The sequence below is a fragment of the Parasediminibacterium paludis genome (assembly GCF_042651445.1).
GTDB lineage: Bacteria > Bacteroidota > Bacteroidia > Chitinophagales > Chitinophagaceae > Parasediminibacterium > Parasediminibacterium paludis.
The window spans coordinates 348,682-362,431 of record NZ_JBHSDC010000012.1; the positions used below are offsets into that span (position 1 = coordinate 348,682).

The window sequence follows — 13,750 nt, forward strand, 5'->3', positions numbered from 1 at the left end:
AGATTAACGAATTAATTTCAAGCTATTTAACTTATCGCTAATACATAACAAAATCTTATGACTTTGCAAATTGCCTATGCCTTGGCGCATACCATAAATAATAATAAGCCAATATCAATATGCCTATTGAAAATGGTATAATGGCTAAATGCTTATAAGTATAAGCACCAAATAATGGTTTTGTATCTATACCCGCAAACTCGCTTAGCATCCAAAATGAGTTGGCAGAAATCCAAATAGTAATGGCCAAATTATGACACAATTCGGCTACAATATGCCTTGTACGCCAAGCAATGACAATAGATATTAGTAGAGTTGGTGCAATCATTACAATACCTAACGGCTTCCATACCATGCACCAAGCAACATCTTTAAACAACCAAAAAACGATATGTAGGTTTTCCATTTCTCTATATCGCTTTGGTATATGGTACATATTTTCTTGCTGAGTAGCCGTTTTACCCATGTTGTAGTTAGTTTTGATTACAAAAATGGAAGATAATAAACTGATCATTATCTACTCAAGATTTTTGTAAAACGCTTTACATCTGCCAATGGGTTGATAGGTACTTGACACACCAAAGCATCTACAAATTGCTTTGCAAAATAGGGTGCTAAAGAACAGCCTTTTGTTCCCATACCATTAAATATTCCAATATTCGTATGTATTGGATGCATCCCTACAAATGGTCTGCGCTCTAGATTAGCTGGCCTTTCAGATGCGATATGGTCTACCACTTTGTAAGGCAATTTTAACCAATGCTGCAATTGCGATCCAACTTTATTTCTAAAATCCGCCGAAGGTTTAAGGTCTTTAAAATCCCATTCATAGGTAGAGCCAATCCACCATAAATCATCTTGCCACGGCACCAACGTAATGCCTTGTTTGTAAATATTCGTACGTGGCAAATCGGGTATTTCAGCAATGATTGCTTGCCCTTTGTTTTTGGCATAAGGCAACAACGAGAAATAAGGATTATCTGCGCCCGCTGCACCATCCGCAAAGATGATAGCAGTAGCGGTAACTTCTTTATAGTGAATAGTGAATGGTGAATGGTGAATGAGTTGCGTAATATCAAATCGCTCCGCCAACAAGGCATTTTGTGCTTGCAAATAATTACGCCAAGCTACAATCATGGTTCTAAGATCTACTAAATAACAGGGGTTAATTTCGCCAATACCAAAACTGACATTAAAATATTGCTGGTATTCCGATTCGTTTGTGGGTACGCGCAAATAATCGCTTTCTTCTGGCAATCGCTCTTTAAAAGCCAGCATCATTTGGGGTGTTGGATGAAAGTCTAGAATATTTGTTTGTTGTATTAATTTAACCCCAAGCTGATTACCCAAATTGGTATATGCATCCAATGCAAATGGTAATAAGGTTTCAATCATCCAAGTACGCACAATGCGCCTACCCGTAACGGGATTAATCACGCCACTAGCTATTTTAGAAGCGGTAAAAGGTTTGGCTTCATCTATTACCAATACGGTTTTGCCAGCTTGTAATAATTGCCAACTTAAAAAAGTACCTGCAACACCTTGGCCAACAATAATATAATCGTAAGTCATTCTCAAATTTGGCACAAAGAAACAAAGGATACAAAGAACAAGAAGTAATAATTACACAATATCTTGGACAACGCACGAGATAGACAAGGTAGGCACATAGACTTATAGCAATATGCAAACAACCATTGGATTGGCAATCTCTAGACATCTTTTTCAGCTTTAAACCTGTACCCTAGCAACAGGGTGTTTCACAATGCTGCAAAGCGAACTGAATGTACAAGGGTGTGACACAACAGAAGCCCAATAGTAGTAATGCCGTTGGTTAACAAAAACATAGGCTTATTTGCGGCTAGTCATTTTTCGAAGACTATATTAGATAGATGAACACCAGATTTTGTCCATTACATTGCACCGAATGGATGTATCGGCTTGGATGCATCCATTCCGATGAACCCGAATGGATGTATCGACTTGAATACATCCTTTCCGATGAACCCGAATGGATGTATCGGCTTGGATACATCCATTCCGATGAGTCCGAAAGGATGTATCGGCTTAAATGCATCCATTCGGGTAGATCTAAAGGGAAATAGCTGATGTTATCTTGTTAATTACCTTGGATATAATTAGGTATTTAGCGCTGCCGCCAAATACCTTTTATTGCTAAAACGCTATGGTTCTGATGTTACCACAATTTTAAAACCATTACTGTGACTTGTAAATTCTGGTGCATACATGCATTGCAGGTTAGCAATACCAATGCTAAACGTACCCACATGCGTGATAAATACAGGATACTCAAACACATAAGTGCCTTTGCGAATGCTGCTAAAAAAGAAATTGGTACTGGCATCTTTGGTGGCTTCGTAATAGCCTAAACCGTCTTGGTATTTGTATTCGCTTAATACATTTACTGGCTCCATGGTAGCTGCACGTGTATCTTTAAGCTGCACATAATCCATGTCTCTATCGGTTTTTAGTACCAATTGCACCACTACTTTATCGCCTACTTTTAATGCATCATTGTCATTAACAGGGGTTAATACTTTACCTGCGGCGCTATTTTTTTCTACAAATAATTTTTTGGTAATAGACAATGGAGAGGCCGACGCAGTGATATTATCGAAGTCTTCAAAGTATTGCCAATATAAGCTGCCGTAAGCAATACTCCCAACCTTCTTAAATTCATCTGATGTAGAAGATTGCGTAGAAGTAGTAATCGTTACATTACCCATTTGTGGGGTTATTTTACTGCCTTCAATGGTAGCTTTTACATAACCAGTACCAGCTTGTGAATTACTAATTTTTATAGGTGTACTGCCTAATTGTATCCGCACTTGTTGATTATTTACCAATGCATTACTGTTGTTTAATAAAGCATAGCAAGCATCGGCGGTTGCAATGGTTGTAGGCCAATGATTGGTTTGTTTGTTAAGTAACAACCAGTTTTTAGCCCCTTGAATGGTGGTTGATACATTGGCAATAGTGTCTTGCTTGGCTACTTCTTCAAGGAATTGTAGCATCATACATTGGTGTTCAATAGGCGAGGCATACCAAAAGCCAATGCTTCTATCTTTCCAATACACACTAGCGTTAGCTGTATCTTCAACTGCATTTTGTGTAATGGCTGGCACAATATGTTTGCTTACAAATGCTTGCTCATTATTGCGAAACAAAGCCAAACCAATCATCGCTGTGTTGTAAGTATTCTGAACATGCCAAAACTGCTTCGCTTGATTGTAATAATAGTTATAAGCGTCTTTAGGTGTAATGGCATTAGAAAAGAAGCTTCGCATGTATAAATACTGGATTTGCGTAGTGGTAATTTGTTGCTTTTGCAAATTGACTTTATTGCGCTGTAAGTTGTCGTAATCGTTTTTTATTTCATTGTCTAAATACGCCAAAGCCTTACCAATCATGGTTTCCAGCTTCGCAGTATTGGCTGTATTGATAGCTGCTATTTTTTTCAATTTACCAATACCAGCTAAAATATAATTGGTGATATATCTATCTTCTCTACCACCTTTAAACCAAGCGAAACCACCACTTGGTAATTGTAGCTGTTGCAGTTTATCGATAGCTGCTGTACCGCTATTACTCATTTTTACAACATCAAATAACAAAGCAATATTTTTTTGTTGCTGCGTTTCATTTTCTGATTGTAATACCCAAGGTGTTTCTTGCAATAGTATTTGCTTTAATTCCTCATTCTTTGCAAGGTTCGATGTAAAGGCTGTGGTATCTTTTTGCCATTGCTCAAATACTGATTTAATGCGGGGTTGCTTAGCTATGATTTTAGCTGCCAAGGCATTGGCAAAATATCTGTTGAAGGTTTGTTCCGCACATTCGTACGGATATTCAATTAAGTATGGCAAAGACTGCACGGCCGTCCACACAGGGTTAGGGGTGTACTCAACGGTTAGTGATTGATTGGTAAGCGTTTCGCTTTGGTTATTCACTAGTTTATCTAATACAAAACGCTGCGTCGTATCACCTTTTATCAACATTGGCAAACTTTCGGTTACTAGCATTCGGTTACTTAATACAGGCAATGTGTTTTCCTCGCCATCGCTAAAATTGCCAGCCGTAGCAATCACACGCCATGTCAAAGGTTTATTGAATGTAAACGGTATTTGAATAGGAAATTTTACAGCACTACTTTGTCCTGCACCTACTGTAAAATATTGTGTAGGAAACATATTTTGAAACCAACCATCAACCGATACGTTGGTACTTGCATCTACAAGCTCTAACCTTACCTGACCAGTTAATTCCTTATCGCTTAGGTTAGATAGTTTGGCTACAAATTCTAGATTATCACCTTCACGTACAAAGCGTGGTGCATTGGCTTGCACCATCAATGTTTTTTGTGTGGTAATTGTAGCAGAATTATTGCCAAAAGCGAGGTCTTTGGTATGGGCAAATGTTTGCCATTTCCATTGCGTTAAGACTTCAGGCATGGTAAAACTAAAGCTGTAATTACCACTTGTATCTGCATATAACTGCGGGAAAAAGAAAGCCGTTTCGTTGAAGTTTTTGCGAGGTTGGGTAATGCCGCCAGTTTTTATTTTACTGCCTTTTATTAATCTTCCATTTAAAATTCTATCGCCAGTAATAGTATCTATTATGTCAACATTAGTAAATACTTTATCGTAATCTTCTGCTATCCCAGCAACAGCACCAGTAATATCCTTCTTTTTAGTTGTTGCATAACCTACAGCAACCACAACCACATCATCAAAACTATTACTTGCCTCTATACCAGCTACTCTTCCTGATAGCATTGAATTAAATTGAGTTCTTGTTGAACGTATTAGATTATTAGGTTTAACTAACTTATCATAGCTTGTTACAAGTACTTTATCCCTAAAATATGTATTGTTTTCACTTGAGCTTTTAACTTTAAATCCATTATTACTTGTAAATGATTGTTGAGAGTAATTAATATTCCAAATATTCGGCTTGACCCATTCATGTTTTTCAAATTGGTCAAGGCTTGCATCGTACATACTTGTTAGTAATTCTGCCGCAACTTTTTCACCTTTATTACCAGCAATATTTACCGTCCAAGTTTCTTTACTTCCTGGCTCGGTTTTGTTTCTAAAGCTTGCGTAGCTTATGTCTAAAGTCTTATTACTAAATGGCACAATAATATTGTAGTGATTGGTGTACACACGGTTATTATATACAAAGGCTTCGCTAATGGCAACATCGCCTCTATCGGTTTCATCGGCTTTGTAGGTAATATTGTGCAAGCCTTTTTGGTAATTGTTATATTGGTAAATAGCTCGCTCTTTACCAGCCAATTTTGGTCTAGTTATTTTACTTACAACAAACGTGTTCTCTGCCATGCTACCGCTTATAAATGCAGCCGATTCGTTTGGCTGTGTGTAGTTATTAAGCGTATAATTAAAATTGTATTGAGGATAAGGTGTGGCGTTTCTATTAAACAATTGAACATAGCGCTCATCCTTGATAGTATTGCCATCTTTATCTGTTGTGGTAGCTTCTATTTTGTAAAAACCAGCAGTTAATTTGCTATTTGGAATTTGAAATTTGGTGTTAGTTGAAGTATTGATGTCGCCTTCAAAAACAAGACTATTTACAGGCCATAGTTTCTCGTTTAATTCATCCTCATAGTCATCATTAGGAAAGCTTTGTAGGTAGCTAGTTTTATCCATTACAAACATATCAGCACGCTGCCATAAACGCTTACGTATTAAACGTTGTGGCGTTTGTATCGCGTAAATTTTTACGCTCACAGTAGCAGGTTCATTTTCACCATTCATGTTTTTAGTGCTAATGGTTATTTGTTGAAGGCTATCTGCTTCGGCCAATTTGGGTGCTGCAATGTTTACCTGTAATCGTTTATAGCCAACCGATACTTGCTTATTAGCACTTCTTGTTTCGCCATTAATATCAGTCACGTCAGCTGAAACCGTAAAATCAAAAATTGGTTCTGTTGCTGCCGCTATCGCTTCATCTGGCTCTGCTTTAAACGTAACGGTGAATTTACCTTCAGCGTTGGTTATAATCTCGCCATCTGCTATTTGCTTATTGCGGCTATATGGTTTGCTACCATTGCGCCACAGCCAATCGTACACAAATCTCGCATTACGTTCTACATTAAATTTCACTTTAGCACCATCTACCACATTGCCTGCATAGGCTTTGGCGAAGCCAGTAATTGTGATAGAATCATTAACACGATACATGCCCTTTTGAGATTCAAATTCTACATAAAATTTAGGACGTTTATATTCTTCTACAGAAAAAGAAATGTTACTTCTTTTAAAATCATCAGCATCTATGCTAAACTCGCCAGTTAATACATTTTGCGGCAGTATAAACTTACCAGCAAATGAACCGTAAGCATTGGTTTTTAGATACAGCGAATCGATGTTTTTATAATTGGCATCTTCTAAATAGATTAATACAGAATCTTTATTAGCTAATAATTTAGCCTGCTTTGTTTTAAAATCTTTGGTTATGGCAATGCCTTTAAAATAGACCGTTTGCCCAGGGCGATAAATGCTTCTATCGGTAAAAAAATACACTTTAGCGTTGTCTTCTTCGTAGTCTGCTATGTCATCTTCGTCGTCATCGTCACTACTGTTTCTTGATTGATATAGATATTCGCTAGACGCAAGTTGCAAGCGGTCGCCTTTGGTAACAAATGCAAAGTCGTAACTACCATAATTATCATCTTTAGGCACAAACCTGAAATAGCCATTTTTATTGGTGATTTTAGTAGCTACAGTCTTGGTTTCATTTTTTTTAATAATGTTGTTCCAATCACTTTTGGTGATGGTGACTTTTACATTTGCCAAAGGCTTACCATTATCTCTGTCTAGCACAAAATAGTCATTACCATTTCTAATATAGCTGATATTAGAAACACGCAGCAATTGCTTACTCATTTTATGTAGCGTATCTATAAAACCTGCGCTACTACTTGTAAGTAGCACATAATCACCTACAGACAAGGCGTCTATTTTAATTTCTACACTGTGCTGTTGGTAGTCATTAGTAGTAGATAATGGCTGTGCAAATGTTGTAACAACAGGCATTGCAGCGAGTGCATCATAGTCTTGTGTATGCAAATTATCTATGAGATTAGATTTCTTGGGCAACTTGATGACACGTACAAAAAGTGTGTCTACATTTTTAAAGCTTACCAAAGCTCTAAAAGGCTTGTTGGGTGTGTTTACCTCTTCAGTTTGAATACTCATAAATGGTTGTACAATACTTCGCTGGAGATTTTTTAAATTATTAACGCCTTCATCATCCTGCTGGTACTTTGCCAATCCTGCCTTGATAATTTGTAAGGCCTTTACTTTATCAAAACGATGTGTAGTATCGCCAAAAGGTTGGTAATTATTGGCCAACTGAGCATAATAATTAGCCAATAAATAATAAGCCTGTGCAGTTCTTTCACAAGAAATTTCTATAATATTAGTTAAAGCTTGCAAATAGACAGTTGCTTTATCACCAATTAAGTTTTGATATACCCATTCTATTCTTTCTAAATCCACGTCTACGAAAGCATTTTTATCCACACCCTTACTGTGAAATTCTAATAACTGCTGAAACAATTGCAAACTTTTCAGCAAGTGAGAAGTACTATCGCTTGATGTAAACGTAGTTGTAATAAATGTATTTGCATTACTTAAAGCACGTAAGTCCTTTAATTCAAAAGCATAGCTAGGTTTGGTTAGATAATAATCACCAGTTTTAAAATATTCTAATGCTTCATGAGCTAATAGGTCATACAACGTAGACCTAAGCTTTGTCGCATTACCTTCTAAAATAATGGTACGATAATCAGCAATAGACACTTTTTGCAATAATGTAGCGTTGGCTACACTTTTAGAAAAATTATCACTAATTGCTGCACCAAAATCATCAGCATTCCAGGTTTCAATGTCTTGCTTATTAGCTACAGCAGTTTTACTTCTATTATAAATTTGCCATCTATGGGCATTATAATATTGCCAATAGCTACTAGCCAATAAAGAATGTAAAATACTTTTAGCGGTTTCATTATTACTTGTCGCAATTTCTGATACCAATAATTGGATGGCGTTGTTTGGCTTGTTATCAAATACGGCATCTTCTAGGCCGATGCGATATATCAAACACTTAATTAATTGAATATCATCTTTACGTTCCTTAGCAGCTATATACAGTTGGTTTACTTTTTCCAAGGCCGCTTTGGGCTGATTTTTAGCAAGTATGAGTGTATCTATCTCTATCCAATTATTGGTTAGGTTAAGTGGTTTTTGCTGTGCAAAAAGATTTGTAAAAACTAGAATCGATACTAATAAGCCAATTAGAGTATGAAGCCGCATGAAATCACCAATTTGAGAGTAAAATAAAGAGTTTGTACGAAAGAAGATGCTAACGCGTAAAGAATTACATATTCTTTTACGTAGATAATAATGATGGGGGAAATCTATAAAACAAAAAAGGGCCAGGATAAAAATCCAGCCCCGTTTTAAAATCCAATATCCTATGAAAAACCGATGCGAATATCGTGTTTATTTAATAATAAAAAAATATTCCGGTAATTATTTTTTAATTATTTCTAGAAAAATCTAGATTCTACAAATTTTCAGCAAGCGTTTGCAAAATGAAAAAAAGAAAAAAGAAAAGGTGATGCGAAATGCACCACCTTTTCAAAGAATATATTAAAAATTAGACCACTAATAAGCCCATAAATCTTGTTCGTAGTTAAATATTTTCTCTTTTATTGCTTCGCCTTCTAATAGCATAAACAGCTTGTTTTTGCCATATTTATCTGCTAAAGACTGATTATAAGGATTGTCCATAGTAGTTTTAACAATATAGCTACTGTAAAATCTTTGTTCGAACAAATCTTCCCAAGTCATTCTGTTGCCGAAATTTTTAGGATTGTATACTTCAAACTTTGCCAATGTTGCTCTAATATCTGGATAGTAAATCCAGAAATACGTGATTGGTGGCCCTTCTAACACTTTACCGTTTGGCAAAATTTGTGGTCCCATTGGGGCTATTCCTAATATTCTTGTTACTAGTCTTGAGGCTTCTTTATCAAATAAGACTTCTTCCTTAATCTGAAAACGATATACAGAATCTACAGGAAATTCTCTTGTACGCACTTCGCGAGAAGTAATTAATTCTGGATTATTTAAATCTCCATAAACTGGCACAGTGTCTGTACCACCAGAAAAACGCTCTTTGAATTTATCTTTAGTAAATGGTGTTGTAAAACGCTCATCTTCAAATGCAACGATCCCGCCTTCTGCTACTGATTTATACAAAATAGCAAAAAACAACTGACTACCATTATCCGTTTCCATTGTGTTTTTAAATGGTAAGTTCATTTTCTCACGAGCATCAATAATACGCCAGATTCTTTGTTTGAAAATAGCATCGTCTTCACGAATATAATCGTAAATCAAAGGTGTTCTATCTTTAATCAAGTTGGCTTCTACCGCATTATCGTTACGCAAAGACACTTTATTAGAATCCGTCAAAGGATTACCAGTAGCAGTTTTAACAACCACTAAAGGTGCATCTTTTCCAGATGTTTGGGATTTTCTGGTAGTATCACCATTTCCATTATTGCCTTTAGAAGCACTTGCGCCAAATGGATCAACAGAGCTATTATTCGGTGCAGCAAATGGATTCTTAGGCGTTTTAGTAGACGCAGGTGTTTGCTTAGAAGCACCACCAAATGGATCTTTCGCAGTGGTGGTAGTCGTTTTGGCGGTAGACTTTTTCTTCTTAACCTGCGCATCTACGCTTAAAACTGCTATCGCAAGAACACCACAAGCTATACCTCTTAAAAAAAGATGATTAGACATAAAAATAATTTTAAGGTGTAAGATTAAAGGCAACAACGCCATCTAATTTTCTTGAACCATCAGGGCCAGATACTACAATATCTTGTAATACAACTGTAGAACCTGCTTTACATTTTTCAATAATTGCTTTGGCTTCAGAACTAAAATAAGCGCCTTTGTTTGGAGTAAATCCAGCACCATTTTCAAAACCTTTACCTTGAGCGACTAATAAGAAACTAGTAACATCGTATTTAATACCTTCAAATACAAAGTCTTTTAATTCAGCTCTTACACCAACTTGGGCTTTGAATGTATTTACCGAAATAGAACCACCAGCACTTTGGCCCACCATTGGTTGTGGCGGTGGGATTCTTTTTACTTTAAAATCAAACGGTGTGGTTTTGCCATCAACAGTTACACTAATAGTTGCTTTACCAGGTGTTTCTACATTGGCTTCAAATTTACCACCACCCTTATTATTTAAAGAACCATTATTAATAGTAGCACTAATCGCTTCAGCTCCTTTAGACCCGCCAGAAATAGATATTGGATTTGGTACGCCAATATATAATACCTTAACTGCGTCTGCACTGACAGTAATACCTGTAGGTGAACCCACTGTGTATTTAATTTCTTTATCCAAAGTTCCAATTGTACCGTCTGGTTTCTTAAATGAAATGGTCACTTTTTTTGAATATGTGCCTGGACTTCCAACAGTAGTTTTATATTCAGCGACACCGTCAGCGTTTAAAGGCACAGATGAACCGTCGATCGTTACAGTAGGTTTCGCAGCACTGCTAAATGCACCAACACCACCTGTAATTCTTAATTCTTGACCTGGCATTAAATACTCAGAACTTTGACTAGCAATAGCTTGGAACGCATCGTATCTTACTTGAACTTCACCTACTTTTTTATGGCAAAATTCAACAATTTGAGCTTCACTATTCTTTACGTCGTTTTGGAATTTACTCAAAATGGTAATAGCCGCGATTGTTGGCGTCATGTGGAAATAAGAAAAAGCCCAATCATTTTTACCAACTTGGCTATTAGAAGATTGAGGTATAGATAAGTCTAACGGCAAGGTAGTACCAAACTCTTTGCCTATTTCAGGATCGATTGCTAGAATTTTAGTTTTGAAATCCTCAAGCTTTTGTCTCAATTCCTCGCCTTTTGCTTTACCAGGTTCTACAAATAATCTGGTAGCAGCATCTAAATTGTCTTCATTATATTTTTCTTTTCCATCAACGATTTCCAGTTTAGACTCTTTCTTCAATTCAAGTTGCAAACCAGTTAAATATTGCGTTACATCATCAGCTAATTTCTGGGCTTGTTCGGCTTTAGGTAACCAAAGAGAAGCTAACTCTTTTTTCTCTGCTTGATTTAGTTCTTGTTTAAATGAATTGAAAATAGTTTGATTTTTCTCATCAATCGATTTATTTGAATTCATCAAACTTCCATTAACCGTTTTGAAAGCATTCAAGATTTCTGCTGATACATTTAGTGCTAACAGGGCTGTTAGTACCAAATACATCACATTAATCATCTTCTGCCTCGGTTCTTTAGGTAATGACATAATTTTTTAATTACTTTTATTTTACAAATTAGTTAAGTTCACAGATACAACAATTATCTACCCTGCATTGCGGTAAGCATATTGCCATACACTTGATTCAACTTACTCAAATTACTTGCTAATGCCGCAATTTGTTCTTTTGCTTTTATCGCATCCTCAGCACTTGTTTGCATGGCAGAAGAAGCTTGTGCCAATTTACCATAGAACTGGTTTAATGCTTTTAGGTGATTATTGCTTTCTTGCAATTCTAATTCGTAAACAGTATTGATAGAAGCCAAGTTTTTAGTTAAAACTTGTATTTGACCATGAAATTGTTTTGCTGAATCAGAAGCACCACTAAATGCATTTAAAGAATCAGTCGCTTTTGTAACAGCCATAGAAACATTACCAAATGCAGCGGCAGCATCTTTAGATTTTGTTGCAAAATCTGCTGTAGACTTAACAACATCACCAATTTCACCCATTTTATCTACGGTACTGCCCAGTTTTTGGAAACCTGAACTCAATTTGCTCAAGTTTGCAGGTGTAATATCTGCTTCAGCCAACATTTTTTCCATACTTTTCAACGCTGGGTTGCCAGTTGCAACTTCTACAGTAGGCGCATGACCATCAACTGGTGGTGGTAAAAAAGCATATACTAAGAAGATACCAGCCTCTGTAATTAGACCAATTGGTAACAAATATTCAGAACCTGGATAGTGCATGATTTTAAATAAAGCACCCACAATTACAATAGCTGCACCAACACAAACCACAAAATTTAATAATTTATTTTGACCTTTGCTTAATCCTGCTGACATGATTTTATTTTTTATTTTTTTAATTTAAAATTAGGTTATTAGAATTGCACGTCCATAAACATAAAAGTTATGGATATACAATTAAAAATTATCAGTAAAAATGGTTAGAAATGATTTAAATAGGCTTAATATTCTATTTATTTTCGCATTCTTGGCGCTAAATCTATGACACAACGGAAACCAATGTATGATTTTGCTGTATCTTGGTATTCAAAAGCACGAGTACTAGTTTGTAAGAAGTATCCTACATCTTTCCAGCTACCACCACGAATTACTTTACGTTTCATTCTTGGAGGATCTGAGTCTTTAGCATCATAGCGTACATCAGGACTCATTTCGGACATGAAATTGTAAGAACTTTCATTGAAATAGGATTCTGTCCACTCGGCTACATTACCTGCCATATTATATAAACCATAGTCATTTGGCCAATATGCGTCAGCACGAACTGTATAAAAACCACCATCTTCCGCATAATTACCACGACCTGGTTTAAAGTTTGCCAACAAACAACCTTTTTTGTTTCTTAAATAGTAGTTACCCCAAGGAAACATTGAGTTAGTTCTACCACCTCTAGCGGCGTATTCCCATTCAGCTTCACTAGGTAAGCGATAATCACTTTCTACAGCCATTTTCTTTCTTTCCAAATAATCATTTTGAATATGCGTTCTCCAATGACAGAATGCTACCGCTTGTTTCCAAGTAACACCAACTACAGGATAATTACCAAAAGAAGGATGTGCAAAATATCTTTTTGTCATTGGCTCGTTGTAAGAGTATGAGAAATCTCTCATCCAAACCAAGGTGTCAGGATAAATTTTAGTATCTTTTCTTGTAATGAAGTTTTTACGCGCCACACCCGCATTTTCTCTTTTGGCAGCTTCGGCAAGTTCAAATGTTTCAGAGTGGTAAATCAGCTTATCAGGATCGATATCAGCTTTGCCGTTTAATCTATTATCTGGAGCAAGTATTAGCTTATTACCTAATTTTTCAAGGTTAGAAGCGTCGTATTTAATCGTTTTAGCTTTCACCCAATCAATAGCAATAGATGAATCACCATTACCACCTGGCGCAGACTTATAATAACCTAGTTCTTTGGCGGCAAGAGAATCTCTCACCCAAACAACAAATTGACGGTATTTATTATTGGTAAGTTCGGTCGCGTCCATCCAAAAACCTGGAATTGAAACTTGACGGTTTCTTGCTGTAAATGTGTAGTTAATATCCTCGTCGCTTGGACCCATATGAAATGTACCTGGTGGCACATACACCATACCAAATGGTGGATTCATACTTTGTTTAGCAGACGGTGCTACACCTCTTACTTGGCCATCATCGGGACCACCTTTGGATTTGCTGTTCTTAGACTTAGAACAACTTGCAAATACAAGCAGTAAAACAGCGACTGATAAAAGATTGCTTCGGTTTATCATCATAAAAAACTATTAACAGGTAATGACAAATATATAGGTAAAAACCGTTTAAAAAATCCAGTTTACTTTTTGTTCTCAATATTTTTACACTACAATGTAGAA

General features: G+C 36.3%; 7 protein-coding genes. All 7 read right to left on the reverse strand.

Annotated elements, in window-relative coordinates; all coding sequences use genetic code 11:
• Nucleotides 1-55 precede the first annotated feature (55 nt).
• The gene (locus ACFOW1_RS08295; RefSeq protein ID WP_379013519.1) at nt 56-514 is read right to left on the reverse strand and encodes a hypothetical protein; all 459 of its coding nucleotides are present in this window, start codon (nt 512-514) and stop codon (nt 56-58) included.
• A complete protein-coding gene (locus ACFOW1_RS08300) occupies nt 514-1,572 on the reverse strand; it encodes an NAD(P)/FAD-dependent oxidoreductase (protein WP_379013520.1) in 1,059 nt (352 codons plus the stop codon). The genes ACFOW1_RS08295 and ACFOW1_RS08300 overlap by 1 nt, the downstream gene beginning before the upstream one ends.
• Before the next feature lie 611 nt (nt 1,573-2,183).
• Nucleotides 2,184-8,363 carry an alpha-2-macroglobulin family protein gene (locus ACFOW1_RS08305; protein ID WP_379013522.1) on the reverse strand — a complete coding sequence of 2,060 codons (6,180 nt, stop codon included), beginning with the start codon at nt 8,361-8,363 and terminating at the stop codon, nt 2,184-2,186.
• Nucleotides 8,364-8,717: 354 nt separating this feature from the next.
• Nucleotides 8,718-9,860 carry a type IX secretion system ring subunit PorN/GldN gene (gene porN, locus ACFOW1_RS08310; protein ID WP_379013523.1) on the reverse strand — a complete coding sequence of 381 codons (1,143 nt, stop codon included), beginning with the start codon at nt 9,858-9,860 and terminating at the stop codon, nt 8,718-8,720.
• Between the two features lie 10 nt (nt 9,861-9,870).
• Nucleotides 9,871-11,415: a type IX secretion system motor protein PorM/GldM gene (gene porM, locus ACFOW1_RS08315; protein WP_379013525.1), complete on the reverse strand. Its 1,545-nt coding sequence runs from the start codon at nt 11,413-11,415 to the stop codon at nt 9,871-9,873.
• 53 nt (nt 11,416-11,468) lie between these two features.
• A complete protein-coding gene (porL, locus tag ACFOW1_RS08320) occupies nt 11,469-12,215 on the reverse strand; it encodes a type IX secretion system motor protein PorL/GldL (RefSeq protein WP_379013527.1) in 747 nt (248 codons plus the stop codon).
• 137 nt (nt 12,216-12,352) lie between these two features.
• The gene (gene porK, locus ACFOW1_RS08325) at nt 12,353-13,651 is read right to left on the reverse strand and encodes a T9SS ring complex lipoprotein PorK/GldK (RefSeq protein ID WP_379013529.1); all 1,299 of its coding nucleotides are present in this window, start codon (nt 13,649-13,651) and stop codon (nt 12,353-12,355) included.
• Nucleotides 13,652-13,750 lie beyond the last annotated feature (99 nt).

Bases quoted from the DNA above. Each gene is read 5' to 3' on its own strand.
- ACFOW1_RS08295 (WP_379013519.1), bottom strand. From the start codon at position 514: ATGATCAGTTTATTATCTTCCATTTTTGTAATCAAAACTAACTACAAC.
- ACFOW1_RS08300 (WP_379013520.1), bottom strand. From the start codon at position 1,572: ATGACTTACGATTATATTATTGTTGGCCAAGGTGTTGCAGGTACTTTT.
- ACFOW1_RS08305 (WP_379013522.1), bottom strand. From the start codon at position 8,363: ATGCGGCTTCATACTCTAATTGGCTTATTAGTATCGATTCTAGTTTTT.
- porN (WP_379013523.1), bottom strand. From the start codon at position 9,860: ATGTCTAATCATCTTTTTTTAAGAGGTATAGCTTGTGGTGTTCTTGCG.
- porM (WP_379013525.1), bottom strand. From the start codon at position 11,415: ATGTCATTACCTAAAGAACCGAGGCAGAAGATGATTAATGTGATGTAT.
- porL (WP_379013527.1), bottom strand. From the start codon at position 12,215: ATGTCAGCAGGATTAAGCAAAGGTCAAAATAAATTATTAAATTTTGTG.
- porK (WP_379013529.1), bottom strand. From the start codon at position 13,651: ATGATGATAAACCGAAGCAATCTTTTATCAGTCGCTGTTTTACTGCTT.